The sequence below is a fragment of the Pseudonocardia bannensis genome (assembly GCF_012911875.1).
Taxonomy (GTDB): domain Bacteria; phylum Actinomycetota; class Actinomycetes; order Mycobacteriales; family Pseudonocardiaceae; genus Pseudonocardia; species Pseudonocardia bannensis.
Genome location: NZ_JAAXKZ010000034.1, coordinates 1 through 25,294, shown reverse-complemented (window position 1 = coordinate 25,294; position 25,294 = coordinate 1). Strand labels below are relative to the sequence as shown.

The window sequence follows — 25,294 nt, the reverse complement described above, 5'->3', positions numbered from 1 at the left end:
GGTCGAAGCGTTCCTCTCCGCCGGCGGGGCCCCGGGTCCGTGGACCCGGGGCCTCCGTGTCAGCTGCGCATCTTCTCGGCCGCGGCGAGCACCGACTTCACGATGGAGTCGTAACCCGTGCATCGGCAGAGGTTGCCCGAGATGCCCTCCCGCACCTCCTCGGCCGATGGGTCGGGGTTCTCCTCCAGGAGCTCTGTGGCACACATCAACATGCCGGAGGTGCAGAAACCGCACTGCAGGCCGTGGTTGTCCCAGAAGGCCTCTTGGAGCGGGTTCAGCTCGTTGCCGCTGGCCAGCCCCTCGACGGTGGTGATCGTGCTGCCGTCGACCTGGACTGCCAGCATCAGGCACGCCCGCGCGGTGCGGCCGTCCACCATGATGGTGCACGCGCCGCACACGCCGTGCTCGCAGCCGAGGTGGGTGCCGGTGAGCCCGCACTTGTGACGGATGAAGTCCGCCAGCGTGAGCCGCGGATCGCAGTCAGCGGTGTAGACGTGGCCGTTGATGGTCACCGAGACAGTCTGACTGTCACTCATGCGCTCACTCCAATTCGCTCGATGGCCGCTCCCACTGCCCTCTTGACCAACAGCTGGGCCATGTCCCGCCGATATGACGCGGGAGCGTGGACGTCACCGGTCGGGTTGACACTCGCTGCGACCGTGGCCGCGGCGGCGGCGATCGCGTCCGCCGTCGGCTGCGCGCCCGCGAGGACCGCCTCCGCGGAATGCAGCCGGAGCGGAACGGAATCCACTCCGCTCGCGGCCAGTCGGACCAGGTCGACCGAGCCGTCGGGAGCGAGATGGACGGCGGCCATCACGGCCACGATGGCGAAGTCCCCGTGCCGGCGGGCCAGCTCCTCGACCGCGACACCGGTCCCGGCGGGCAGCCGCGGGAGCCGGACCGCGGTGAGCACCTCGTCGTACTCCATCGCCGTGGTGAACGTTCCGACGAAGAAGTCCTCGGCCGCGATGGTGCGCTGCCCCTTCGGCCCCTCCACCGTCAACTCGCCGGCCAGGCCGGTGACGAGGGCCGGGAGCTCGCTGGCCGGGTCGGCGTGGGCCACGCTGCCGCCGACCGTTCCGCGGTTGCGGTTGGTGACGTGCCCGACGTGGTGGAGCGCCTGCGGCAGCAGCGGCACCGCGGCCGCGACCACCGGACTGGTCTCCACGTCACGCTGCCGGGTCATCGCCCCGATGAGCAGGCTGCCGTTGTCCTCGCGGACGTACGCCAGCTCGTTGACCCGGTTGATGTCGATCAGGATCGACGGGCTGGCCAGCCGGAAGTTCATCAGCGGCACGAGGCTCTGCCCGCCCGCGAGCACCTTGGCGTCCGTACCGTGCTCGCTGAGCAGCGCGACCGCTTCCTGGACATCGCCTGCACGGGCGTACTTGACGGCTGCGGGCTTCACGCCGACCCCTCCTTGCGCGACTGGGCTTCACGGATCTGATCGAGGAGCCGGGGCGGAGTGACCGGGAACCGGGTCACCGTCACCCCGAGGTCGCTGAGCGCGTCGTCGATGGCGCTGGCCACCAGCGACACCCCGGCGATCGTGCCCGCCTCCCCGACGCCCTTGACGCCGCCCGGGATGTCCGGTGCGGGCGTCTCCTGGTGGAAGAACTGGAACGGCGGGATGTCCATCGCCGTGGGCAGCAGGTAGTCCATGAAGCTCGCCGTCTTCAGCTGGGCTTCGTCGTCGTAGACGAGCTCCTCGAGCAGCGCGCCGCCCAGCGCCTGGGCCAGCCCGCCGGCGAGCTGGCCGTCGACCAGCATCGGGTTGAGCACCGTGCCGCAGTCGTGGGCCTGCAGGCAGTCGAGCAGCGACACCATTCCGGTCTCGCGGTCGACCTCGACCAGCAGGGCCGTGCAGCCGTAGGAGGTGGCCATGTTCGGCGGGTCGAAGACGTCGACCTCCTCCAGCGTGGGCATCTCCTCCTCGGGCAGCTTGTCCAGCAGCCGCCGGTAGGCCGCGTCCCCGACGTCCCGGGTGGACACCGACTTACTGCTGGTGCCGCGCACGCTGATCTGACCGTCGTTGATCTCCAGGTCGTCCGGTGAGGCCTCGAGGAGCTGGGCGGCCACCCTGAGGATCTTTCCGCGCAGCCGCTGGCTGGCCCGGAGGATCGACGCACCGCCGAGCGGAGCTCCCCGGCTGCCGCCCGTGCCGTACCCGGTGTAAGGGCACGAGTCGGTGTCCCCGGTGACCACGACCACGTCCTCCATCGGGACGCCGAGGTTGTCCGCGGCGATCTGGGCGTAGGTGGTGTGGGTGCCCTGCCCCATGTTGATCTGGCCCGAGTAGACGGTCACCTTGCCGACCGAGTCCATCCGGACGGTGGCCTCGTCGAAGCCGGAGTGCTGCAGGCCGACCAGGTTCATGATCCGGCTGGGGCCGTAGCCGCTCGGCTCGATGTGGAAGGAGTAACCGATCCCGAGGGAGCGCCCCTCGGCCCGGGCCTTCGCCTGGCGCTCCCGCCAGCCCAGTTCCTCGACCTTGCTCATCGCCAGGTCGAGGCAGTCCGCGTACCGGCCGCTGTCGAACGTGAAGGCGGCCCCGCTGAAGTACGGGAACTCCTCCGGCGCGGGGAAGTTCTTGCGCCGGATCTCGGCACGGTCCATCCCCAGCTCGCGGGCCGCCATCTCGATCAGCCGCTCGTGCACGATGTTGCCCTTGGGCGCCCCCCAGCCCCGGTAGGAGCCGTACGGCGCTCGGTTGGTCATGACGACCTTGACCGTGACGTCGAGGTTGGGGATCTTGTACGGCCCCATGCAGGTCAGCACCGAGGCCCAGCACGGCCCGGCGCCGACGGTGCTGAGAGCGCCGCCGAGGACCCCGTAGGAGATGCCGCGCAGGCCGACGATGGTGCCGTCGTTGTTCAGCGCCATCTCGAAGTCGAGGCGCTGGTCGCGCGAGTGCCCGGTGGCGACGAAGCTGTCCGCTCGGTCCTCGACGATCTTCACCGGGCGGCCGGTGCGCCGGGACAGGACGGCGGCGATGATCTCCTCGCCGTAGAAGTCGAACTTGTTGCCGAAACCGCCACCGAGGTTGGGCGTCCGGACGCGGATCTTGCTCACCGGCACCTCGAAGACCTCGGCCAGCAGGTCGCGGGCGAGGTTGGGTGCCTGGGTGGACAGCCAGAGGTCGAGCGTGTCGGAGAAGGAGTCCCAGCTCACGATGCAGCCGCGCGGCTCCAGCGGGCAGCCCATCGCACGGCCGTGCGTGAAGCTGCCGCTGACCACAAGGTCGGCCGAGGCGAACGCCGCGTCCGCGTCGCCTGTCTTGTAGCTGTGCGAACCGCTCACGTTGTCGGGCCAGTCGTCGTACAGCTTGGGCGCGTCCGGGGCGAGCGCCGCCTCGAGATCCGCCACGACGGGCAGCGGCTCGTAGTCGACCTCGATGAGCTCGAGCGCGTCCTCGGCGACGTAGCGGTCCACCGCGACCACGGCGGCCACGGCCTGCCCGACCCAGCGGACCCGGTCGACGGCGAGCGCGTGGGTCTTGGCGAGGCGCTGGTCGGGGATCGGCAACCAGATCACCGGCTGCTGGCCTGCGACAGCAGCGAGGTCCTTTCCGGTGATGACGTCGAACACCCCGGGAAGCTCCAGTGCCCGGCTGACGTCGATGTTGGTGATCCGGGCGTGCGCAAGCGGGCTGCGCAGGATCGCCCCTTCGATCATCTTGGGCACCGTGAGGTCATCGATGTACTGCCCTCGACCGGCCAGCAGTCGGGGGTCCTCGGTACGCCGGACGGAGGTCCCGACGTATTTCCTCTGATTGTGAACGGGTTCAGCGATGGTCATGCACGAACTCCTGTCGCTCCTCGAGTCACCAGTACTGCGGAGGCACACGGCCGGCCTGGCGACCCTCCGAGCGCCGCTGCGGAGGGACCGTGGCCGGTTCAGCAGGTAGCGCGCGCGGCCGTGTGCGTCGCCGCCGCTCTACCCGGTCGAACTGGGATCTCAGCTCTGGATTGCCGCGAGAACCTCCTCGGGGGTGATCGGGATCTGGTTGAACGGCTTGCCGATCGCGTCACTGACGGCGTTGGCGATCACCGCCGCGGGCAGCAGGACGGGGCCCTCCCCCACACCCTTGGCGCCGAACGGGCCGTCCGGGTCGGGGTGCTCGAGGGGGAAGAACTCGACGCGGGGGACGTCGCCCGCCAGCGGCAGCCGGTAGCTCTCCAGCGTCCGCTCGCGGTAGCGGCCGTCCTCACCGATCCGCAGGCTCTCGTGCAGGGCGTACCCGATGCCCTGCGTGACCGCGCCCATCACCTGGCCGTAGGTGCCGTCGGGGCTGATCACCCGTCCGACCTCCTGGGCAACCAGGTAGCGCAGCACCCGCACGTTACCCGTCACCGGGTCGACCTCCACCTCGGCGAGATGCACGTGGTAGGTCGGCGTCGGGAAGGAGGGGAGCATCAGTCCGGTGGCGCACCCCGGGTTGAAGTCGGGGAACGGGGTGACGAACGAGCCGGTGCCCTGGATGGGGCCGACCGTGTTCATCGCCGTGACGGCCACCTCGGCGAGCGTCATGCTCTTGCCCGGTACGCCCTTGACCCGGACGGTCCCCTCGGCGACCTCGAGGTCCTCCGCGGCCGCCTCGAGCAGCCCGGCGGCCACGTTCTTGAGCTTCTCGACGACCTCGTCGGCGGCGATCTGGGACGCCTTGCCGACGATGCGCGTGGTCCGGCTGCCCTGTGACCCCCCGTCGAACCCCGCGACGTCGGTGTCCGGCAGGGCGATGTGCACATCGGCCGGTGGGATGCCCAGACGCTCGGCGACGACCTGGGTGACGCCCATCGACACCGCGCCTGACCCGTTGTCGGTGGCCGCGGTGACCACCGCGACGGTGCCGTCCTCGTGCATCTTGACGACCGCGGTGCCGGCGGACGGGTTCGTCAGCCACCACGCCGCGCCGATCCCGATGCCCCGGTAGGGACGCTTCTCCGCCTGCAGCTCGGCCCACGGCGCGGCGGCCTCGATGGCCTCGAACCCCTGGCGCAGGATGCCCGCGTCGTCCAGCACCTGGCCGTTGAGCAGCTCCTCACCGTCGGTGAACAGGTGGCGCAGCCGGTACTCCAACCGGTCGACGCCCAGCTCGGCGGCGATGTGGTCCATGTGCCGCTCGACGGCGTGGTAGAGGTACGTGCCGTTGACGCCGCGGAACGCGCCGGTCGGGGTCGTGTTGGTGTACACCAGCCGGGCGACGACCCGCGTGGGGCCGGCCCGGTAGACGCCGCGCGCGCAGTGCAGCGCGATGCTGGCGAGCCAGGGCATCTCGCCGCTGTAGGCGCCGTTGTCGGCGATCACCTCCAGCTCGCGGGCGATGATGTTCCCCTCCGCGTCCACCGCGGAGCGCAGCCGCGTGATCGCGCCCTCCCGGCTGGGACAGGTGATCAGATCCTCGGTGCGGGTGTTGACGAGCTTCACCGCCAGCCCGCGCACCGCCCGGGACAGCAGCGCGGCGTACGGCTCGAGGCTGGCGTCGAGCTTGGCCCCGAACCCGCCCCCGATGGTGTGCCCGACCACCCGCACCGCCGAGGGCCGGACATTGAGGAACTGTGACACCCGGTCGCGCACGTTGTAAGGGAATTGGTGTGCGGTGTGAATGGTGTAGCGCCCGTCGCGGAAGATCCCGACGGCGCTCTTCGGCTCGATGTAGGCCTGGTACTGGCGCTGGGCGACGAACTCGTCGGAGATCACCCGGTGGGCCCGGGCGAATGCCTCGTCGACCCCGGGCGGATCCGAGATGGACTCGGCGGCGAGGTTGCCCCCACGGGGGAAGTCCGGGCCCGCGGTCGGGACGAAGCTCTCCCAATCCGGGTGCACCAGCGGTGCGTCCGGGCTCAAGGCATGGTCGAGGTCGACCACCGCGGGCAGCGGCTCGATCTCGAGGTCGATGGCCGCGGCGGCGGCACGAGCCTGTGCGAGGGTGTCGGCGGCCACCGCGGCGATCGGCTGGCCCTCGAAGTGCACGCGGTCGACGGCGAACAGCCGCTGGTCGCGCAGCACCCAGCCGGCATACGCATCGGGCGCGTCCGCGGCGGTGAGCACGGCGTGGACGCCGGGCATGGCCATGGCCGCGGTGGTGTCGAGCCGGGTGATCCGTCCGGAGCTGACCGGGGAGCGCAGCAGCGCGCCCCAGATCATGCCGGGTTCGGCGTAGTCGACCCCGTAGATCGCCTCGCCACTGACCTTCGACTGCCCGTCGGAGCGGGGGATCCGCTCACCGATGACCGTCATCGTCCGTTCCTCCTGGAGACCGTCGCGGCGACCGCGTCGAGGATCTGGCTGTATCCGGTGCAGCGGCAGATGTTGCCTGCCAGCGCGGTCCGGAGATCGTCCTCGGAGGGTGCCTCGTTCTCGCGGAGCACGGACACGAGGGTGGCGATGAAGCCCGGGGTGCAGAACCCGCACTGCACGCCCCCGGCGGCGACGAAGGCGGCCTGCAGGTCGCGGCCGAGTTCGTCGAGGGTGAGCCCCTCGACCGTCTCGACCCGGCGCCCGCCGGTGGCCGCGGCGGAGTAGATGCAGGAGTCCACGGGCAGCCCATCGACCAGGACGGTGCACGCACCGCATTCGCCCTCGTTGCAGCCCTCCTTGGTGCCGGTCAACCGGAGCCGCTCGCGCAGCACGCCGAGCAGCGTCTCCGCGGGGTCGATCTCGACCTTCGCCTGCGTGCCGTTGACCGTGAACGTCATTTCCATCGCATTCACCCTTCACCGTCCGGGGAGCCTGTCCCCGCTCGCTGCGAGCAGAGGTCGGCCGCCTTGCGAAGCAGCCCGGGAATCACCCGGCGCCGGTAGGCCGCGCTCCCGCGCACGTCGTCCATCGGCGTGATGTCGCGCAGCACCGCGTCGGCGGCCGCGTCGATCGAGTCCGGTTCCAGCCCGCCACCGACCAGCGCCGCCTCGGCGTCGGCCGAGCGCATGGGGCAGGGCCCGACCGAGGCCAGCGCGATCCTGGCGTCGTTCACCGTGCCGTCGGGGTCGAACGCCAGGCGCATCGCCAGCCCGACGATCGCCACCTCCATGGCGCTGCGCCTGCCGACCTTGAGGTAGACGTCACCGGTGCGCTCGCCCGGCGTGACGAGCGTGATCGCGGTGAGCAGCTCGTCCGGCCCGCGGGTGGTGGCCCGCCTGCCGACGACGAAATCCTGCAGGGGGACGGTCCGGCTGGCCGCACTGCTGCGGAGCGTGACCTGGGCATCGTGCACGAGCAGGGCGGGCAGCGTGTCCGCGGCCGGCGACGCGTTGCAGATGTTCCCGCCGACCGTACCGACCACCTGGGTCTGCAGACCGCCCACGGTGGCGGCCGACTCGGCGATCGAACGGAACCGCTCCCCGAGCAGGCCCTTGGCCAGGTCGCGATGAGTCACCAGGGGCCCGAGGCGGGTGTCTCCGTTCGCCTCGACCCCCCGCAGCTCATCGAGCTTCTCCACATGGAGCAGGACGGCGGGGGCGATCTCGCCGCGGGCGAGTTGGATCATCACGTCGGTGCCGCCGGCGAGAACCTGGCACTGGTCCCCCCGGTGGGACAGCACCTCCAGGGCGTCGTCCAGGGAGTCGGCTGCGCGGAGCTCCATGACACCTCCTTCCGAGAAGGTCGAATACGGACAATCTAGGAACGGTGTGGCATCGAGGCCATGTGCAAGCCACACACGTTCACACGGTTTCCGGTGCACCCGGCATCACAGGCCGATCGGCGTAGCACGCTGATCTCGGCCCCGAAAGATGACGGACGCATGCCGACGTCAGTGCGTCTTCAGCGGCCCGGCCGCCTTCACCCTGACGCGGGCGACCGGTTCGGTGAGGTACGCCAGTGGGACCTCCTCGATCTCGACCACCTCCACGTGAGCGGGGTCGGCGCCGGCCCGGATCGCCTCGTCCCGAGCCAGCTGCACCGCTTCGGCGATGGCCTCGTCCCGGCCGTCCTTCCCGTAGGCGAACACCCGGTCGAGCTCACCGGACACCGATGCGATGGCCGCACCGATCGCGTTGGCCACGTCGTAGTTCTCCGGACGGTGGACGCCCGCCACGCCGGCCAGCACCTCAGGGATCAGTCCGCTGCCGCCTCCGACCGCGATCAGGGGAAGCTCGCGACCGGAGGTCTTGACCCGGTCGACGCCGTCCTCGATACGGGCATCGCAGGCGGCGATGGCTCGGAGCAGCATCTCCCGGCTCCCGGCCGTCAGGGCGGCGTCGCCGATGCGGGCGCGGCCGGAGGCCACGATCGCGTCGGTGACCGTCGGAACCGCACCGCCGAACACCAGCGCCTCGGTGGACAGCCGGTAACCGACGCTGCCGGGGCCCAGCGACACGGCGTCCCCGGCCGCTCCGACGATCGTCCCGCCACCGATCGCCAGCGACACCAGGTCGGGCATCCGGAAGTTCGTCCGGACCCCGCCGATCTCCACCGCGGTGGACGACTCCCGCGGGAACCCCGAGGTGAGGATCCCGATGTCGGTCGAGGTGCCACCGACGTCGACGACCAGCGCGTCCATGGCGCCGGTCAGGTAGCTGGCCCCGCGCATGCTGTTGGTCGGTCCGCTGCCGATGGTGAGGATCGGGTAGCGACGGACGTAGTCCAGGCTCATCAGGGTGCCGTCGTTCTGCGCGATGTAGGCCTCGGCGGTGATCCCGTTGGTCGTCATCGCGTTGCTCAGCCCGGTCGTCACCCGCTCCGCGACCGCGACCAGTGCCGCGTTGAGGACGCAGGCGTTCTCCCGTTCGAGCAGTCCCAGCGAGCCGATCTCGTGGCTGAGCGAGACGGGGATGTCGCCGAGCACCTCCCGGACCAGCTCCGCGACCCGGTACTCCTGGTCGGAGAGCACCGGCGAGAAGACCCCGGAGATCGCCACGCCCTCCGCCTGCTCGGACACGCTGTCGAGGAAGCGGCGCACTGCGTCCTCGTCGAGCGGCACGATCGGCTCGCCGGTCATCTCGACACCGCCGTCGACGACGGTCTCCCCGCAGGAGACCGCGGCCTTGAGGTCCTCCGGCCAGCCCGTCAGCGGCGGGATGGCGTGTGTCGCCGGGCCGCCGAGCCGCAGGGCGGCGACGCGGTTGAGGTTGCGTCGCTCGAGGATCGCGTTGGTGGCGTGGGTCGTCCCCAGCATGACGTGGCTGACGTTCGCGGCAGCACCGTGGAGCTGTTCGAGGACGAGCCGGAGCGCGCTCAGGATCCCGGTGGTCACGTCGGAGGTCGTGGGGTGCTTGACCTTCGCCAGCAGCTTGTCCTGGTCATCGATGATGACGGCATCGGTATTGGTGCCACCGACGTCGATGCCGACCCGCAGCCGACTGGACTCACGCATGCCGATCCACCACCGAGACGAAGTCGAAGTCGTAGCCGAACGCCCGGGGCCCGACTGCCGCCAGACCTTCCTTGCTGGTCCACACCTCCGGTGCGGGAAACGCGACGATCTCGATCCGCTGCCCGTACCTGATCCCCTCTGTGACGAGTCCGTGCCCGGTGTGGGTGTCGAGCAGCGTGATGATGTCCGGGACGGTGGCGAGCGCCTCCCCGTCCTCGAGCACCACGAGGTTCTCGTTCTGGAACTCCAGCCGGAACAGCCGTCCCTTGTCGGCGCCCAGGCCCTCGATCAGGGCGGAGCCGCGGACGAAGCCACCGCTGGTGCGCCTTTCGATGTCGACGACCTTGCCCTGCCCCAGGCGCGTGACGGGTGCGACCTCGGAGATCGCGGCGATCGGATCCTCACCGCCGCGCCGGATGGCCTCTCCCATTCGGACGGCCCTGCTCAGCGTCCCGATGATCGCGGGTCGCTGGGCCGCGCCGGCGGTCATGGGGTAGAGCCCGCCGCAGGCCGACCCGCCGAGCGACGCGACACAGTTGCGCACCAGCTTCTCGAGCCAGATGTTGTCCATGGTGTCGAACACGACGGTCTGCATCCGCTCGTCGGTGATCACCGAGGGGGACCCCGCCATCCCGTAGAGGTGGGGCGTGAGCATCTGCAGCTCCGGGAAGGCCCGTCCCATGAAGTCGGCGTCCACCAGCGGAAGGCCTGCGTAGGCAGCCCACGTCACGGGCAGGACCCCGTTGATGCCGCCCATCTCGAACGGCATCACGGCGGCGACCGGCCGGCCGAAATGGCGCTCGTAGGCCTCGCGGATGACGCGGCCCTCGCCGCCGTTGGGGATCTTCTCCACCATGACGGTCGGGGCCCCGATCATGCCGCACGGCATGATCAGGTCGTCGTCGTCGAAGGCGTCGAGGGGCTTGACCTCGACGGGGCCGAGCTCACGGATCGCCTTCAGCGCCATGAGTTCGCCGATCCGTGGGTCTCCGCCGCCTCCCCCCGCGAACACCGTGGCGCCCAGCGAGAGCGCGGGCAGGTTGTCCAGGTCGATGCACATGGCGCCGCCGCGCGAGGTCATCACCGCGTCAGCCGCGGGAGCACCTCGGCGGCGATCAGCTCGAGTTGTCTTCCGACCTCGTCGGCGGGCTGCGGAGAGAGGATGACGCTGTCCGCCCCTGCCGCCCAGTACTGCTCGATCCGCCTCGCCACCTCCTCGGGGGTGCCGGAGATGGCGAGGCGGTCGATCCAGTCCTCCGGCATGCCCTCGACGAGGGCCTCGTACCCGCCCGCGGACAGTTCGGCCACGGCGTCGTTGATGCCGATGGCACCGGTGAGCGGCGTGGGGCCGAGCGCGTCGAGGTAGAAGGCCAGAGACTCCCGGACGGCGGCCCTCGCGACGTCGCGGTCCTCGTCGACGGCGGTGAGCACATAGGTGGGCACGCTGAACGAGCCGTCACGGCCCGCCTGCTTCATGCCCTGCTGCCCGAGCTCCCGCGCCCATGTGACGTACTCGGTGGGCGCCAGCACGGACAGGATGTTCCCGTCGGCGATCCGACCGGCCAGCTCGCAGCCCTTCTTTCCGATCACCCCGAGGTAGAGCGGGACGTCGGTCGAGGGCGGGTGGAACAGCGTGATGTCCTGGAAGGTGAAGTACTCGCCCTCGGCCGTGTAGGGCTCGGTGTTCGTGAGAACGTTCCGGATCCCCGTGACGGCCTCCTCCAGCGCCCGCATCGGCGATTTCGGCGTCAGCCCCATCTGCCGGACCCACGCGGGAACGCCGTGGCCCACGCCCGACATCAACCGGCCGGGGAAGGACCGTTCCAGCGAGGAGATCTCCATCGCCGTGACCGCCGGATGCCGCGCGACGCAGGAGAGGATGCCGAGGCCGACCCGGATCCGCTCGGTGGCCGCGAGCACCAGCGCAGCGCTGCTGAGACCACCGTAGAAGAAGTAGTCCTCGGCGAGCCAGACCTCGTCGAAGCCGAACCCCTCGCAGCGTCCGGCCAGTTCGGAGAGTTGCTCCGGAGCGGTGGTGCTGAGGAGGAGAATGCCGAGCCGGGCTTCGTTCACTACAGAGCCGTTCCTTCCAAGATCCGCCGTCGCCATCCTGGCGACACACCTGAGGCCCGAGCCGGTGCCACCAACCCGTTATCCGACGTGGTTGCCGGTGTGTTGTGCGAGAACCTAGCGGCGACGGCGCGTTCCAACCATGGGCGCTGTGCACAGCATCACGTCATTGATTGTTTGAGCTGCACAGTGTGAGAGTTGGGCCATGATTCGCTTGACCGTAGCCTCCGTGCTCGCTGAGCTGGAGCGTCGCGCGCCCGGGCTCGTCGAGCTGCTGGCCGGCTCGCCCGACCGGGAAGTCCGGGTGGTCTGCCTGGCCGAAGACCTCAAGGAGCTCGGAGACTGCCCCCCGCAGGCCCTGGTCGTGCTGGGTCGAGCCGCCTCCCGGGATGCGGAGGGCTACAAGCTGGACGTGGCGCTACGGCGCCTGGACGACGTGGCAGGCCTGGTCCTGCAGTCCGAGGCGCCACGGCCCTCGCTCAGCGCTCTCGCGCTCGCGCGGCGCGAGGACCTGGCGTTGGTTCGCCTCACCCGCCGGGCCGACGTCACCCAGTTGCTCACCACCATCATCAGGATGTTCGACGAGCAGCTCCCGACGCTGCTGGAACGGGCGATGGGCGTGTGTCACGACGTCGACGGGCTCGAGTCCGAGGACGTCACCGACGAGGACATCCTGCGGCGCAGCGGCGCCGCGCGGATCTTCGGCCTGGCGCTGGGCAGCCGGGATCCGCTGCTCGCGGGCATCCCCGCCGTCCTGACCGATCCGGACGGCCCGTGGCTGCAGCGGGAGCCGACCGTCGCCCCGGAGGACGCGCTCGCGCAGCTCGCGATGTGGCGGATCTCTGCGGCGATGACGAAGCGCTCGATCGAGACCAAACGCGTCGAGCAGCTGTCGCTGCTGTCGGCGGGGGAACTGCTGAACCAGCTGCTCGACTCCACCACCGAGGAGAGCGGGCCCCTGGTGCGCAGGGCGGCCGATATCGGCGTCCGCGTCGAGGGGTGGAACCAGGTGGTGAACCTCGAGTTCTCCAACCTCCTGGCGCTCACGCAGGACGACCCGATCACCGCCTACCACCACACGCAGACCCTGGGCCGCGTGGCCGCGCAGTCCGCGGCCCGCCACGAGGGCCGCTGGACGATGGCGCCGCGAGCCGGCGGGGTCCTGCTGCTGCGCAGCCTCAACCACCCCGACGGACCCGCCGAGATGCGGCGGCTGCGGGCTGCCGTGCAGGCCGTGCTCGACAGCGCCGTCGAGTCGTTCCCCGGCGTCGAGGTCCTCTGCGGCGTCGGCGGCTCGCACGAGGGCCTGCAGGGGCTGCGCGCCTCGCGGGCGGAGGCCGACTCGGCGTTGCAGAGCGCCCGGCTGCGCGGCGCGGTCAATGAGCCCGTCCTGTTCGACGCGCCGGGGCTGAGCCGGCTGCTCGTCGAGTGGTATTCGTCCAGCTCCGTCCGGCACAACATCGACGACCTGCTCGCCCCGCTAACCACTGTAGGGAACGTCAAGCAGGAGGAGTACATGACGACGCTGCGGGTCTACCTCGAGAACAACCGGTCGATCAGCCGGACCTCGCAGCAGCTCTACCTGCATCGCAACACGGTCGCGAACCGGATCAGGCGGGTTCTCGAGGTGCTCGACGTCGACCTCGACGATCCCAACCAGTTCCTCGCCGTCTACCTGGCCTGCTACGCCTCGTCCATGCCGCACGGGCCCGGGGGCCCCCAGCGGGCAGGAAATCCGAACGGACCCGAACGCAACCGCAGGCGGCGTCCGACAGCTCGGGGCGCCGCGAGATGAGACCGCCATCGGCGTGACCCGTCATCCGCGCCACCGGGGTAACGTCGGTCACAGCCACCGGATCCGGTGACGTGAAAGGACGCCGACCATGTCGAAGGCTGTACTGCGGGTGGCGCAGATCATCGGGGTGCTCGTGCTGGCCGGAATCGCCGTGGGCTTCGTGGTCGGGCTCGTGCAGTGGGTACTCGCCGCCGCGGTGATCGTCGCGATTCCCCTCGGCGGCTGGTGGCTGTACCGGCAGATGTCCGGCCGCAACCCGAAACCCGCGGTGCGGCCGGGTGGATCGAAGACCGTGGCCGGCCCGTCCGGGGACCGGCGCAGCGAGCTCGAGGGCCGGGCCGTGCTGGACGCGGCGGGTCGCTGCGGCTGGTGCGGATCGGCGACCCTGCACAAGGATGAGTTCGGCTTCCCGACGACGCCGCTGGCCCACCATCGCGCCGAGATCGACGCGATGCTCGGGCTCAGGCCCCGAACAGAATGACCACGCCCACGAAGACGCGGGCGATCTCCCTTGGTCGCCTCGATCGAGCGACGACGTTGACGGGCCTGGTCACGTAGGCGTCGGCGGCTGAAGTGACCCCCGTAGGCCCGCTCGCGTTGTCGCCACCTTCTGCAATGGGCGGGCCTGGTCCGCAGCGGCAACCCGCTCCATTCGGGTGGGTCACCGCGGTGGGCACCCTGGCCTACCGCGCGACGCTCGAGCACACCGCCGCGGCGATGGGCCCCGAGGTCGGGGAAGCCGGCCGTGGGCTGCGCATCTCGCCGCCCGCCGGCGCCCCTGGGCGGGTGAGACCGGGAACCACTGCTGGAACCCCTCCCCCGGGCGGCGTCGCGCGCAGCGGCCGATCGTCCCTCCACGGGACCGAAGGACACCGGACCGAGGCTACCGGCCCGCCTCCGCAAGCCCGGCGAGGAACTCACTCACCACAGCTGCTGCGCCCTTCGGGTCCTCGAGCATCGGCAGGTGACCGATGTCCGGGAGGACGCGGATCTCGCACCGCAGGAATCCCGCCAGCTCGCGGGCCATCTCCATCGGGCAGGTCGGGTCGTGCGCGCCGAGCACCACCTGCGCCGGCGGGGGCGACGCGCTCACCGCTTCGGCGGCGGGCCGGGAGTCGGCGAGCCCGAAAGTCCCACGCAGAACGTCGACGACGACGTCGACGTCCCGGCCCCGGCTGGCCAGCTCGGCGAGCTCGGCCGCGGCCTGCGGCCGGCTCGCGGGTCCGAGGACATCCGCGCCGTGCTCGGTGAACCACTCCCGGACCCCCTTCCGGCGCAGGTCGTCCTCGACCGCGGTGAGGGTGGCTTCAGGCCAGGCCAGCCGCAGCGACGCCCCCAGCGCGGTGATGCTGGCGACCCGGTCGCCGGCCGCCGCGAGCTCGACCGCCACCGCCCCACCGATCGAACCGCACACGACGTGCGCTCGCCGGATGCCCAGGGCATCGAGCACCGCGAGTGCATCCGCCGCGTAGTCCGCCGGCAGGTAGGGCCCACCCGCGGCGGACTCCCCGTGCGCGCGGTAGTCGACGGCGACGGCCGGCCATCGGCCCGCGAGTTCGCGGGCGACGCCGCTCCAGACGGCCGCGGCGGTGTTGACCGGGTGCAGGAACAGGATCGGCGTGGCGGAGTCGGGGCCGGGCCAGCTCAGGTAGGAGACCGGCCCGACCGGTCCGCCGACGGATCCGCGCGTTGCGGGGCTCATCGACGGGCTCCGGGCAGGGACCTGCGCCGGGCCGCCCCGCCGCGCCGCGCGCAGACCGGACGAGCGCGTCGTACCCGGTACACCGGAACGGGTTCCCGGCGAGAGGCGAACGGTGGTTTCACGGCAACTCCCGTGGGGACTGGTCGATATCCGGTGCGCTGAGCCCGACCTCCTGCTCGGCGGTTCCTCGAGCGGCCGCCGCATCGAGGAAACCCGCCTCCCGGAGCCGCGCGAGGAAGGCACGCAGGTCCGGTCGCGTTGCGTAGAGCCGCGCGAGCGCGTCCGTGGCCTCGCCGTTCCGCCCTGCGCGCAGCAGGAGCACGGCACGCCACAGCGCAGCCTCCGGGTTCTCCTCACCCAGCTCGGCCGCCGCGCGGGCCAGCCGATCGAGAGCGGCATCGGTGGCCCCGGGCCCGGGCTCCCGGAAGGGCCCGAGCATCAGGCCCTCGGCGAAGAGCACGGAGACGATGTCCTCGAACAGGCTGTGGCGCTCGACGAGCCTTTCGAGCTCCCCGACGGGATCGGTGGAGTCCTCGACGCGGAGGTCGACGAGCACCTCCTGTCGTGGTGATGCGGTGCGGTGCGGACCTACGACCATGATCCCTGCGGCCTGGCTGCCCCTGGCGTCGCCGCCGGCCCGTTCCGCTGCCCGGAGCGCCTGGACGAGCACGGTCGCGAGCCGCTGCCCCGCCTCCAGCCCGGTCTCCGCCGCAGCGGCCATGGCGTCGAGGACGTCCTCTCCGGCGAGCATGTTGCCCTGCACGCTGAACGACCCGCCCTGCCGGCTCCCCCGGACGGGCACGCATCGCGCCCCGGTGTGCACTGCGAACCGACCGTTGTGGTCGACCATCGCGACCTGGCGCAGCTCGGGATGCGGGTCCTCGGCGAGGAGGTCGGCCAGGACGGCGGGGGCGCTCTCGCCCGCGCGGAACCGCTCGATCCCGAGCGCCCCGTAGTCGCGGTTCACGAACGACTGGGTCACGATCGCCCCGGCGCCGGCCTCGGCCCAGTTCACGGCGGATCCGACCCCGAAGAAGTGCGACTGGCAGGCGACTCCGAACTCGCCGGTCACCGGATGTCGCGCGATGATGGAGTACGTCACCTCAGGCAGGTCTCCTTGTCCGCAGCGCAGGCCGTGCACAGGTTCGCGCTCGCGCGGACGCCCGGCCATCGTCCGGGTGGAGCTTCGGAGGATGAACCCGGACCCACCCTTCGGCTGAGCCGGCCGGCCGGCCGTCGCTGTGTCCGCCGACACCGCACGCCACGGCCGCCCACGCCGCCGGCCGTATGCTCCCGACAAGCGGAGAGCAGGCGAGGTGAACCTTGACGGAGCGGGTGAAGCCGCAGGCGCGTGCCGACCCGATGGGGCCACGGCGGTCCGCGGCCTTCTGGTCCGCGCCGTCCCCGCTCGCGGTCGTGGAGATGGACACCGTGCGACGCGGCCGCATCGTGGATGCCAACCGTGCGTTCTGCGACCTGCTCGACACGACGGCCGAGCAGCTCATCGGCAGGCCGTTCGACCAGGTTGTCGAGCTCCCCCCCGGACGGTCCGGTGTGCTGGCCCAGGTGGCGGCGGGCTGGGAGCCGCTCTCGGTGCCGGCGGCGCGCTGTATCAGACCGGACGGCCGGCACGTGTGGGTCGGCCTCCGGGCTTCCGTCGTCCCCGGGGAGGTCGGTGCGCCGCACCAGGTCGTGATCGCCCTCGACGACCACGCGGACCACGCAGCCCTGGCCCGCGGAGCGCTGCGGAACAGGATGCGGTACCTGCAGGACATCGTGGAGAACTCCCCGGCCCTCATCTACGTCAAGGACGACCAGGGGCGGTTCGTCTACATCAACAAGTACTTCGGGTCCCACTTCGGCGTCCGGACCGACGAGGTGGTCGGCGAGACCGACTTCTACGTCTTCCCCGACGAGATCGCGCGCGTGTTCAGCGTGAACGACAAGCTGGTGCGCGACACCCGCCGTGCACAGGAGTTCGAGGAACCGGCCGCCGGTCCGCACGGCGCGTACCGGTCGGTGAAGTTCCCGCTGTTCGACGAGTCCGGGCGCCTCTTCGCCGTCGCCGGGATCTCGACCGAGATCTCCGACCTCAAACGGGCCGAGGCCGCCGCCCGCGAGGCCCGCGACGAGGCCGAGCGAGCGAGCCGGGCGAAGAGCGAGCTGCTGTCGCGGATGAGTCACGAGCTGCGCACCCCGCTGAACTCGATACTCGGATTCGGCCAGCTGCTCCAGCTCCAGCCCCTCAGCGACGACGCCCATTCCTCGGTGGACCGGATCATCCGCGCCGGCAACCACCTGCTCGCACTGATCAACGACGTGCTCGAGCAGTCCCGGATCCAGGCCGGTCACCTGCTCCTCTCACTGGAGCCGGTGCACGCCGTCGATCCGGTGATGGAGGCGATAGAGCTGCTCCGGCCGCTCGCGGCCCGGTGCGGCGTCGAGCTGTCGGTCGACCTGCACGGCGGGCTGTACGAGTTCGTCGTCGCCGACTACCAGCGGCTCAAGCAGGTCCTGCTCAACGTGGTGAGCAACGGGATCAAGTACAACCGGGAGAACGGGTCGGTCCGCGTGTCGTTCGAGCAGGCTGAACCCGGCCGGTTGCGGTGCCTGGTCGCCGACACCGGCCCCGGGCTCGAGCCGGCGGACCTCGACCAGCTCTTCCTCCCGTTCGAACGCCTGGCGGCTGCGCGATCAGACACCGAGGGCACCGGGCTCGGCCTGGCCCTGTCGAAGGGCCTCGTGGAGGCGATGGGCGGATCGATCGGCGTCATGAGCGGCGCCGGCGGGTCCGGCAGCACCTTCTACATCGACCTACCCGCCGCGGATCCACCGCCCGATGCGCACACCACGGTGTTCGGCACCCGCGAGGCGCCGGTGTTCACCGTGCCGTCCTTCGCACCGACGCGAATCCTCTACATCGAGAACGACGACGCGAACGTGGAACTCGCGCGCCGCGCGTTCGCCCTCTGCGACAACATCGAGTTCCGCGTCGCCAGGACCGGCGCGGCCGGTCTGGGCGACGCGGCGCGGGAGCGGCCCGCCCTGATCCTGCTCGACCTGCACCTGCCCGACATGGCAGGCGAGACCGTGCTCGACTCGCTGCGCGAGGACCCACGGACCAGCGATGTTCCTATCGCAGTGCTCTCGGCCGACGCTACCGGTGCCCAGATCGAGCGGCTGACCGCGCTGGGGGTCGCCGACTACATCACCAAGCCGGTCGATGTGGTCGACCTCCTTCGCCGGGTACACGCGCTCGTGCACCCGGCCCATCCGGGAACAGGACGGGAACCGGCGGATGACTGAGTCCCTCGGACGACCCGATGCTCCTCGCGTGGATGGGCGGCTGACCGTGCTGGTGGCCGACGATCATCCGGTCTACCGTGACGGCCTCGGCCGCGAGCTGCACAACCACTCCGGATTCGAGCTCGTGGCGAGTGTGTCCGGAGGACACGAGGCACTCGAAGCGATCCGCAAGCTCCGCCCGCAGGTGGCGGTCCTCGACCTGCGGTTGCCCGACCTCGACGGCATGGCGGTGCTCGAGGCGGTCGAAGCCGAAGGGCTTCCGACGCGCGTCGTGGTGCTCTCGGCCTTCGGCGACAGCGCGACGGTCTATGACGCGTTCAGTCGCGGTGCTCGCGCATTCCTTCTGAAGGCGTCGACGTCGCACGAAATCTTCGCGGCCGTCCGGGCCGTGGCCCGGGGCGAGAGCGTCATCCCGACCGCGTTCCAGACCGGCCTGACGCGGGAGATCCAGGCCCGCCGCGGGCTGGCCGAGCGTCCGCTGCTGAGCCCGCGCGAGGTCGAGGTCCTCCGCCTGGCCGCCGAGGGGAGATCGGCCTCCGAGATGGCTGCCGAGCTCAGCCTCAGCGTCGCGACGATCAAGAGTCACCTGCAGCGGATCTACGAGCGGCTCGAGGTCTCCGACCGCACGGCCGCCGTCGCCAGCGCGATGCGGCGCGGGCTGCTGAAGTAACCGCTCGCCCCATCCGGGCGCGACGATCGGTTGAGCGAGGTTCATCCCTCGCCCGGTGGCGAGACGGATGGGCAACCCGGACGTCCGCAGCGAAGCTCGGTGCCGTGGTTGACGCGCTCCCCGGGCCCCGGCAGATGGGCATCGCGGTTCGCCGGAGGGCCGGGCGAGGCAGCCGCGCGATGAGGGTGGGACGTCACCCGCGCCACCCCGGCGCCGCAGCGCCCTGACCAACCCGTCGCCCCCCCCGCCACCCATCGATCGACTACGGAGTGACATGAGCCCGACCAGCCCGGTGGGACTCCTCATCGGAAGTCACATCCCCCCGTCCGACATCGCCCCGCTGGCCGCTCTGGCGGAACGGAACGGGTTCGGTGAGCTGTGGCTGACCGAGGACCTCTGGTACACGAGCGGCGTGGTCTGCGCGGGCGCTGCGCTGGCCGCAACCTCGACGATCCCGGTGGGGCTCGGAATCCAGTCCGCGGTCACCCGGCACGCCTCGATCCAGGCCCTCGATTTCGCCACGCTCGCCCAGACCTACCCGGACAGGTTCTGGCCCGGCATCGGGCTCGGCCTTCCGGCCTGGCTGGACCAGATGGGGATCATGCCGAAGGCACCGCTGCGCACGGTCCGAGAGACCGTGGAGTCCATCCGCCGACTGATGGGCGGTGAGACCGTGACCATGGACGGAGCTCACCGGATGGACAACATCCGGCTCGCCCACCTGCCGAAGGCCGTGCCGCCGATCTACATCGGTGCCGTAGGACCGAAGTCGATCAGGCAGACGGGACAGATCGCCGACGGCCTGGTCGCGTCGGTGACCGGCGGCACGGACTACATCGCCTGGGCGCGGGCGCTGCTCGACGAGGGGGCAGCCGCGGCCGGTGTGACGGAGCGGCGACGCATCGTCACCTTTGCGCTGTTCAGCGGGAACGAGGACGCCGCCGCCGCGCGCACCGCGCTGCGCTCATCTCTGGCCTTCTACCTGACGATCATGCAAGGGACCGAACTGATCAGCGTGTACGGCATCGCCGACGAGCTCGCCGAGCTCGCTCGCGACGGTGTCGAGCGGGTGGCGGCAGAGATGCCGGATCAGTGGGTCGAGGACCTCGCGGTCGCCGGAGACGGACCCGGGTGCGCCGCCAAGATCGAGGCCCTGCTCGCGGCCGGATCGGACTCGGTGATCCTCTTCCCGGCCCCGTTCGAGCGCGGTGAGGAACTCGTCCGGTTCGCCGGTTCGCAGGTGATCCCGCGCGTCGGGCCGCGGTGACCACAACGCCGTCCGCGGTGGCGCGCTCAGTGAGCGCGCCCCGCGAAGCGATGGAAACAGCCACGACCGGAACGCCGGGCGCCGACCCCGGCCTCGGCACACAGGGAAGGGACGATCGATGCCAAGTCTCAGCGAGGACCGCGAGGCCATCCTCAAGCTCCACAAGGACTGGTGGGAGGCGAACCACCAGCTGGTCATCCCGCTGATGGAGACGGTGTACCCGGCCGGCGATTCCTACCTCATGTTCAACCTCAACGGCCACCCGTACTTCGGGATCGAGGAGAAGGTTGAGCTCTGGAAGCACTACCAGAACGAGCTCGACATCGTCGCCTACCCCGACATCGAGATCATGCGGTTGACCATCTCCGGTGACATGGCATGGATCGCGTGCGAGGGAATCTTCCCGATGCGCATCGTCGGCGAGTCGGGCACCGGGTCAGCCACCTGGGAGTCCAAGAGCGAACTCGAGTACGACCCGTTCGGACTGCGAGCCACGGAGATCTACCAGCGCGACGACGGCAACGGGAACCCGGTCTGGAAGATGTGGCACTTCCACTGCTCGCCCATGCCGGCCGCGGACGAGCCGCGACCTGGGCTCGGCGGCACGCGGAACGAGCGCGGGCTCGGCGGAGGACCGGGGATCACGCCGCTGCGGGTCACCAGCGAGGGTGCCCGGGGCTGAAGCCGGCCCTGTTCGGTGCTTGTCTCCCACGAGGGCGGGCTCGCTCCCGCGAACCCGCCCTCGTGGACCGAGCAGGTCGGCCGCGGCACGTGCTGACGCGACCGGCGTCGTCTCTCCGACGGCCAGGCTCGCCAGCAGGCCCACCGTCGCCGGGACCGCCGCGCGCGGTGGGGTCCTCACCCTCGCCCGCACCCGCTCGAGCAGCCGGATCTCATCGAGCCCGGCTGTCCCCGGCATGTCAGTCCGCATCGACCTCGACACCCCCGAAGGCGGTGAAGCTGACGACGAAGTAGGCAACGTAGGCGACGAGCAACACGATCCCGTGCCACCGCTTCAGTCGGCCGGTATAGAGCGCGAATGCAGAGAAGGCGGTGAGCACGAACAGGGCCGGCACGTGCCAGGTGAGCACCTTATCGTCGACGAGGATGGCGCCGCCGGCCAGCAGGATGATCCCGAGCTTTCCGGTCACGGAGAACACGACGCTGCCGATGACGTTTCCGACACCAATCTGCGGCGCGCCTTTCCGAAACGGCTCCGAAGTCAGCACGATGTCTTCGATCGACAGGACCAGGGTGGCAAGCGTCGCCCCGAAAAGGGTCCCTTCGATCCCGAACTCCTCGATGATGCGGCCGGTTCCCTCGCTCATGACCGCGGCCCCGATGATGAGTCCGGCGAGCGCGAGGACCGCTAGCCCCAGGATTACCCATCCGGAACGCGGGCGGGCCGAGGTCACGGCCATCTTCTCGGTGAACGAGATCTCGTCGGTGACCGTTCCACGGGCTTTCCGGATCCGGGCCTTCTCCTTGTCGACGGCGTCTCCGACCGTCTCGTAGATCTCGGCGTTGCGGAAGAACGGGGCGCCCCCGCGCGCCTCCCGCACGGCGATGTAGGCGACGAACAGCACGAACAGGCCGAGCAGTACCGTGCCGTACAGGCGGGTGAGTGGCGACAACAGCACGGCCCCCACCAGAACCAACGGCGACAGCGCGAAGATGGCCAGATAGTCACGGGGGACGTGCACCGTGGCCGGGCTGATGATTGCAGCCAGCGCGAGCACGAGCCCGGTCATCGCAATGACGGTGCCCATCACCGTGCCGATCGCGACGTCGCCGAGCCCCTCGAGGTTGAGGGCCATCCCGAACACGAGGTCGTCGAACTCGATCCCGGTGAACACCACAGCCAGCAGGAGAAGCGATACCGCCAGCCCCCGGGCCGCGCCGACCAGGTAGACGATCAGTTTCTCGGCACTGTAGATGAGCAGTGCCGCTCCCGCCACGAAGATCAGAATCGAGGCCATTTCGCAGAGCTCCTCCTTGTCCCCTTCCAACAGAACGAGGCCGCGAAACGGCCACCCGTTCCTCCCGGGCAAGATCTAGTCGTGGGCGCCCCGCTCGAAACAGGGGGCACGGCCGCACCGCGTCCGCATTCCCTGATCCTCGCAAAGAACGATGTCGTCGAACCCGATGCCGGTGAAGATGACAGCGAGAACGTCAACCACCGCCGTCGGGTGGCACGGGCTCGCTGCCGTGGCGAATGCGCCACCACAATGACGGGCGAGGACGGTCGAACGGCTCCACGATGTGCACATCAGCCCAGTCCATGTCGGGAAAGTAGACCTCGCGGCGCTGCCTCCAGCACTCGGTCAGCTCCCGGAGTTCTTCGAGGGTCAAGGCAGATCTCCGTACCTGGCTCAGCACGTCCTCGATCCAGGGCAACAGGTCATGGACGACAGGATCCGGGACGTCGGCGTAGATGAGTTCGAGGTGAAGTACGGCTGCATCGCGACCGATGCGATACGCCAACTCAGCTTGGTCGACGCGGGGATGACAAGGTCGCGTCTGGGCACGGCTCAGCCGGGTCGAGGGCCCCCACCCAACGGAATCAGACGCTGAGCGCCGAGATCGTCCTGGTGGTGGTTGTCTCCCGGGTCCGTTCTCCGGACCGCACGGTGCCGGCCGGTCCTCACACTGCGCGGCCTCGATGCGGACGGGGTACGAGTGCTCCGTCATCTGGCCTCTCCCCCTCGTTGGCGGCCTGCACCGCCTCGGTCACGATCCCGTGGTCAGGCGACAGATGGCAGACCGGATCGGTGCGGGCGGCGTCGCCGGTGAGCTGGAACGCCTGGCAGCGGCACCCGCCGAAGTCGATCTCGCGGCGGTCACAGCTTCGGCACGGATCCGGCATCCAGTCCGTCCCGCGGAAACGCCGGAACAACGGCGAGTCCGCCCAGATCCACGCCAACGAGTTCTCGCGCACGCTCGCCCGCGGCAGCGGCAACGCCTGCGCAGCCGGGCAGGGCAGTACATCGCCGTTGGGCGCCACGGTGAGCTGCCGCTTCCCCCACCCACCCATGCAGGGCTTGGGATAGCGGCTGTAGTAGTCGGGGAGGACGTAGATGACGTCCATCCGGCCCTCCAGGCGCAACCGCGCCGCGCGCACGACCGTCTCCGCCCGCTCGAGCTGTGCCGTGCTGGGCAGGAGCGCGTCGCGGTTGCGCCACGCCCAGCCGTAGTACTGGGTATTGGCCAACTCGAGACGGTCGGCCTCCAGTTCCTCGGCCAGGCCGAGGATTTCGGCGACCTTGTCGATGTTCTGCCGATGGAGGACGACATTCACCGTGAGCGGCCAGCCCAGCTCCTTCACCACCCGAGCTGCCTCGATCTTGCGCTCGAAGGACGGCGTGCCGGCGATCCGGTCCGAGTCGACGGGCTCGTCGGCCTGGATGCTGATCTGCACATGATCGAGGCCGGCCGCTCTGAGCTGCTCCGCGCGACGCCGTGAGAGGCCGAGTGCACTCGTGACGAGGTTCGTGTACAGGCCCAGCTCATTGGCGCTGTTCACGATCTGCACCAGGTCGCGGCGCAGGAGTGGCTCACCGCCCGACAAGTGACATTGCAGGACGCCCAGCTCCTGGGCGTCGGTCAGCACCCGTTGCCACTCCGCCGTGGTCAGTTCGTCGCGGTAGCCGGCGAGGTTCAGCGGGTTGGAGCAGTACGGACAGGACAGAGGGCAGCTGTAGGTCAGTTCGGCCAACAACCCGAAGGGACTATCCATCGCTGATCACCACGCACCGCTTCGCGGCGAGGCGGGCGAGGAAATGCTGCACCTCGTCGTCGACCACTCGGTTGTACCGCCCGCGCAGTTCCTGCTCGATCTCGGCCACCGTCCGCTGCCCGTCGCACAACCGGAGGATGTCCGCGCCCGTCCCGTTCAGGACCAACACGGACTCCGGTCGCAGCAGCACGTGCTGCTCTCGCGCCCGATCGAACGCCAATCGGACGTGGCGGGCGAGCCGGGGACGGCTCGACGACGGCACCGACGTACTCATGGCTGCCTCGGTTGCCTCACGCTTCTCCGCGGCCTCTCGCCGACGACCCACCGATCCCGTCGACCGCATCGCGATCACTCCGGATACGCCCGGTCGATGGCGTCCATCATGCTCCAGAGCACATCGCACTTGAACGACAGCGCCGCCACGGCGCGCTCCTGTTGCTCGTCCGACCGGCAGTGCTCGGTCACCACCTCCAGCGCGTGTTCGGAGTCGCGGGGAGCCTGCTGCAGGCGAGCCCGGAAGTACGTGAGGCCGTCCCGGTCGATCCAGGGGTAGCACTGCTCGAACGCGGCGAGGCGCTCGGACATCAGATCCGGCGCGAAGAGTTCGGTCAACGACGACGCCACCGCCTCCACCCACGGCCGGGTGCGGGCGAACGTGACGTAGGCGTCGACGGCGAACCGCACCCCGGGGACGACATGACGCCCGTCGCACACCTCCTCGCGGGTCAGTCCCACCGCCTCGCCCAAGCGCAGCCAGGCTTCGATGCCGCCCTCCCCGCTCACCGTGCCGTCGTGGTCGACGATGCGGCGGATCCACCGTCGTCGCACCTCGAGATCGGGACAGTTGGCGAGGATCGCGGCATCCTTGCGGGGAATGTTCTCCTGGTAGTAGAAGCGGTTGGCCACCCACCCTTGAATCTGGCGACGGCTCAGCCGACCGTCGTTCATTCTGAGGTGAAAAGGGTGCTGGTCGTGGTAGCGCTGCGACTGAGAACGCAGCGCTTCGACGAAACTGTCGGTCGTCGTTGACGTCATCGCGGCTCTAGACCTGTACCTCTAGTCCGTCCATGGCCACTTCCATTCCATGCTTCTCGACGAGGAGCCGCTCCGGCGCGTCCTCCAGGAGGATCGGGTTGGTGTTGTTGATATGAATGTAGATCTTGCGCTCGATGGGAAGTGATGACAATTGTTCGCGGCTACCGTTCGGACCGTCGATCGGTAGGTGCCCCATCTCGCGGGCCGTTTTGCCGGCCAGGCCGAGCCGGATCAACTCGTCGTCGTGCCAGCAGGTCCCGTCGACGAGCAGGCAGGCGCAATCGTCCAGCTGCTCGCGCACGGCCGGGGTGAGCTCCTGCACGCCCGGCAGGTACACCGCCGACCGGCCGCTGTGACCGTCGGTCAGGCGATAGCCCACCACCCGTCCCCGCTCCGTCCC

23 protein-coding genes are annotated in these 25,294 nt (G+C 70.2%); 6 read left to right on the top strand and 17 right to left on the bottom strand.

The genetic code is table 11. From position 1 onward, the window contains the following. Nucleotides 1–59 precede the first annotated feature (59 nt). The 9 genes from HF519_RS11760 to HF519_RS11720 form a co-directional block, all read right to left on the bottom strand. Nucleotides 60–536 carry a (2Fe-2S)-binding protein gene (locus HF519_RS11760; RefSeq protein WP_169412950.1) on the bottom strand — a complete coding sequence of 159 codons (477 nt, stop codon included), beginning with the start codon at nucleotides 534–536 and terminating at the stop codon, nucleotides 60–62. Further along, nucleotides 533–1,408, bottom strand: a complete 876-nt coding sequence (locus HF519_RS11755) for an FAD binding domain-containing protein (RefSeq protein WP_169412949.1) — start codon at nucleotides 1,406–1,408, stop codon at nucleotides 533–535. Before HF519_RS11755 ends, HF519_RS11760 begins: the two co-directional genes overlap by 4 nt. After that, nucleotides 1,405–3,798 carry a xanthine dehydrogenase family protein molybdopterin-binding subunit gene (locus tag HF519_RS11750; RefSeq protein WP_169412948.1) on the bottom strand — a complete coding sequence of 798 codons (2,394 nt, stop codon included), beginning with the start codon at nucleotides 3,796–3,798 and terminating at the stop codon, nucleotides 1,405–1,407. The genes HF519_RS11755 and HF519_RS11750 overlap by 4 nt, the downstream gene beginning before the upstream one ends. Before the next feature lie 159 nt (nucleotides 3,799–3,957). Continuing rightward, complete coding sequence (locus HF519_RS11745) at nucleotides 3,958–6,240, bottom strand: xanthine dehydrogenase family protein molybdopterin-binding subunit (RefSeq protein ID WP_169412947.1); 2,283 nt, start codon at nucleotides 6,238–6,240, stop codon at nucleotides 3,958–3,960. Continuing rightward, nucleotides 6,237–6,704: a (2Fe-2S)-binding protein gene (locus HF519_RS11740; RefSeq protein ID WP_169412946.1), complete on the bottom strand. Its 468-nt coding sequence runs from the start codon at nucleotides 6,702–6,704 to the stop codon at nucleotides 6,237–6,239. The genes HF519_RS11745 and HF519_RS11740 overlap by 4 nt, the downstream gene beginning before the upstream one ends. Before the next feature lie 5 nt (nucleotides 6,705–6,709). Then, nucleotides 6,710–7,582, bottom strand: coding sequence for an FAD binding domain-containing protein (locus HF519_RS11735; RefSeq protein ID WP_169412945.1), 873 nt, complete (start codon nucleotides 7,580–7,582; stop codon nucleotides 6,710–6,712). Nucleotides 7,583–7,750: 168 nt separating this feature from the next. Continuing rightward, nucleotides 7,751–9,313: a hydantoinase/oxoprolinase N-terminal domain-containing protein gene (locus tag HF519_RS11730; RefSeq protein ID WP_169412944.1), complete on the bottom strand. Its 1,563-nt coding sequence runs from the start codon at nucleotides 9,311–9,313 to the stop codon at nucleotides 7,751–7,753. After that, a complete protein-coding gene (locus tag HF519_RS11725; RefSeq protein ID WP_169412964.1) occupies nucleotides 9,306–10,394 on the bottom strand; it encodes an S-methyl thiohydantoin desulfurase family protein in 1,089 nt (362 codons plus the stop codon). Before HF519_RS11725 ends, HF519_RS11730 begins: the two co-directional genes overlap by 8 nt. Continuing rightward, nucleotides 10,394–11,386: an LLM class flavin-dependent oxidoreductase gene (locus HF519_RS11720; protein ID WP_169412943.1), complete on the bottom strand. Its 993-nt coding sequence runs from the start codon at nucleotides 11,384–11,386 to the stop codon at nucleotides 10,394–10,396. Before HF519_RS11720 ends, HF519_RS11725 begins: the two co-directional genes overlap by 1 nt. A gap of 226 nt (nucleotides 11,387–11,612) precedes the next feature. On the opposite strand from HF519_RS11720, the gene HF519_RS32830 reads away from it, so the two are divergent. Beyond that, the gene (locus HF519_RS32830) at nucleotides 11,613–13,178 is read left to right on the top strand and encodes a PucR family transcriptional regulator (RefSeq protein WP_169412942.1); all 1,566 of its coding nucleotides are present in this window, start codon (nucleotides 11,613–11,615) and stop codon (nucleotides 13,176–13,178) included. An 88-nt stretch (nucleotides 13,179–13,266) separates the two neighbouring features. Further along, nucleotides 13,267–13,659 (top strand): hypothetical protein, encoded by a 393-nt coding sequence (locus HF519_RS11710; RefSeq protein WP_169412941.1) that lies wholly within the window; start codon nucleotides 13,267–13,269, stop codon nucleotides 13,657–13,659. A 402-nt stretch (nucleotides 13,660–14,061) separates the two neighbouring features. Here the strand turns inward: HF519_RS11710 and HF519_RS11705 are convergent, their stop codons facing one another. Beyond that, entirely contained in the window at nucleotides 14,062–14,880 is an 819-nt protein-coding gene (locus HF519_RS11705; protein WP_169412940.1) for an alpha/beta fold hydrolase, read from the bottom strand. Nucleotides 14,881–14,998: 118 nt separating this feature from the next. Further along, nucleotides 14,999–15,982, bottom strand: coding sequence for a DUF1028 domain-containing protein (locus HF519_RS11700; protein ID WP_169412939.1), 984 nt, complete (start codon nucleotides 15,980–15,982; stop codon nucleotides 14,999–15,001). 221 nt (nucleotides 15,983–16,203) lie between these two features. On the opposite strand from HF519_RS11700, the gene HF519_RS11695 reads away from it, so the two are divergent. The 4 genes from HF519_RS11695 to HF519_RS11680 all read left to right on the top strand — a co-directional run bounded on the left by HF519_RS11695 (nucleotide 16,204) and on the right by HF519_RS11680 (nucleotide 20,805). Beyond that, nucleotides 16,204–18,186, top strand: a complete 1,983-nt coding sequence (locus HF519_RS11695) for a PAS domain-containing hybrid sensor histidine kinase/response regulator (protein ID WP_169412938.1) — start codon at nucleotides 16,204–16,206, stop codon at nucleotides 18,184–18,186. Between the two features lie 28 nt (nucleotides 18,187–18,214). After that, nucleotides 18,215–18,856 (top strand): response regulator transcription factor, encoded by a 642-nt coding sequence (locus HF519_RS11690; protein WP_211169903.1) that lies wholly within the window; start codon nucleotides 18,215–18,217, stop codon nucleotides 18,854–18,856. 274 nt (nucleotides 18,857–19,130) lie between these two features. Continuing rightward, a complete protein-coding gene (locus HF519_RS11685; protein ID WP_169412936.1) occupies nucleotides 19,131–20,123 on the top strand; it encodes an LLM class flavin-dependent oxidoreductase in 993 nt (330 codons plus the stop codon). 118 nt (nucleotides 20,124–20,241) lie between these two features. Then, the gene (locus HF519_RS11680; protein WP_169412935.1) at nucleotides 20,242–20,805 is read left to right on the top strand and encodes a YybH family protein; all 564 of its coding nucleotides are present in this window, start codon (nucleotides 20,242–20,244) and stop codon (nucleotides 20,803–20,805) included. A gap of 238 nt (nucleotides 20,806–21,043) precedes the next feature. On the opposite strand, the gene HF519_RS11675 is transcribed toward HF519_RS11680, so the two are convergent. The 6 genes from HF519_RS11675 to HF519_RS11650 form a co-directional block, all read right to left on the bottom strand. After that, nucleotides 21,044–22,102, bottom strand: coding sequence for a sodium:calcium antiporter (locus tag HF519_RS11675; RefSeq protein ID WP_169412934.1), 1,059 nt, complete (start codon nucleotides 22,100–22,102; stop codon nucleotides 21,044–21,046). A 193-nt stretch (nucleotides 22,103–22,295) separates the two neighbouring features. Then, nucleotides 22,296–22,607, bottom strand: a complete 312-nt coding sequence (locus HF519_RS11670) for a hypothetical protein (protein WP_169412933.1) — start codon at nucleotides 22,605–22,607, stop codon at nucleotides 22,296–22,298. A 160-nt stretch (nucleotides 22,608–22,767) separates the two neighbouring features. Then, nucleotides 22,768–23,859 carry a pyrroloquinoline quinone biosynthesis protein PqqE gene (pqqE, locus tag HF519_RS11665; RefSeq protein ID WP_169412932.1) on the bottom strand — a complete coding sequence of 364 codons (1,092 nt, stop codon included), beginning with the start codon at nucleotides 23,857–23,859 and terminating at the stop codon, nucleotides 22,768–22,770. Continuing rightward, nucleotides 23,852–24,133 carry a pyrroloquinoline quinone biosynthesis peptide chaperone PqqD gene (gene pqqD / locus HF519_RS11660; protein ID WP_169412931.1) on the bottom strand — a complete coding sequence of 94 codons (282 nt, stop codon included), beginning with the start codon at nucleotides 24,131–24,133 and terminating at the stop codon, nucleotides 23,852–23,854. The genes pqqE and pqqD overlap by 8 nt, the downstream gene beginning before the upstream one ends. A 74-nt stretch (nucleotides 24,134–24,207) precedes the next feature. After that, entirely contained in the window at nucleotides 24,208–24,894 is a 687-nt protein-coding gene (gene pqqC, locus HF519_RS11655; RefSeq protein ID WP_169412930.1) for a pyrroloquinoline-quinone synthase PqqC, read from the bottom strand. Nucleotides 24,895–24,901: 7 nt separating this feature from the next. After that, the coding region (locus HF519_RS11650) for an MBL fold metallo-hydrolase (RefSeq protein ID WP_246243237.1) at nucleotides 24,902–25,294 on the bottom strand (393 nt) is incomplete at its 5' end.

Bases quoted from the DNA above. Each gene is read 5' to 3' on its own strand.
- pqqE (WP_169412932.1), bottom strand. From the start codon at position 23,859: ATGGATAGTCCCTTCGGGTTGTTGGCCGAACTGACCTACAGCTGCCCT.
- HF519_RS11675 (WP_169412934.1), bottom strand. From the start codon at position 22,102: ATGGCCTCGATTCTGATCTTCGTGGCGGGAGCGGCACTGCTCATCTAC.
- pqqC (WP_169412930.1), bottom strand. From the start codon at position 24,894: ATGACGTCAACGACGACCGACAGTTTCGTCGAAGCGCTGCGTTCTCAG.
- HF519_RS11760 (WP_169412950.1), bottom strand. From the start codon at position 536: ATGAGTGACAGTCAGACTGTCTCGGTGACCATCAACGGCCACGTCTAC.
- HF519_RS11735 (WP_169412945.1), bottom strand. From the start codon at position 7,582: ATGGAGCTCCGCGCAGCCGACTCCCTGGACGACGCCCTGGAGGTGCTG.
- HF519_RS11730 (WP_169412944.1), bottom strand. From the start codon at position 9,313: ATGCGTGAGTCCAGTCGGCTGCGGGTCGGCATCGACGTCGGTGGCACC.
- HF519_RS11705 (WP_169412940.1), bottom strand. From the start codon at position 14,880: ATGAGCCCCGCAACGCGCGGATCCGTCGGCGGACCGGTCGGGCCGGTC.
- pqqD (WP_169412931.1), bottom strand. From the start codon at position 24,133: ATGAGTACGTCGGTGCCGTCGTCGAGCCGTCCCCGGCTCGCCCGCCAC.
- HF519_RS11750 (WP_169412948.1), bottom strand. From the start codon at position 3,798: ATGACCATCGCTGAACCCGTTCACAATCAGAGGAAATACGTCGGGACC.
- HF519_RS11745 (WP_169412947.1), bottom strand. From the start codon at position 6,240: ATGACGGTCATCGGTGAGCGGATCCCCCGCTCCGACGGGCAGTCGAAG.
- HF519_RS11740 (WP_169412946.1), bottom strand. From the start codon at position 6,704: ATGGAAATGACGTTCACGGTCAACGGCACGCAGGCGAAGGTCGAGATC.
- HF519_RS11710 (WP_169412941.1), top strand. From the start codon at position 13,267: ATGTCGAAGGCTGTACTGCGGGTGGCGCAGATCATCGGGGTGCTCGTG.
- HF519_RS11680 (WP_169412935.1), top strand. From the start codon at position 20,242: ATGCCAAGTCTCAGCGAGGACCGCGAGGCCATCCTCAAGCTCCACAAG.
- HF519_RS11685 (WP_169412936.1), top strand. From the start codon at position 19,131: ATGAGCCCGACCAGCCCGGTGGGACTCCTCATCGGAAGTCACATCCCC.
- HF519_RS11725 (WP_169412964.1), bottom strand. From the start codon at position 10,394: ATGACCTCGCGCGGCGGCGCCATGTGCATCGACCTGGACAACCTGCCC.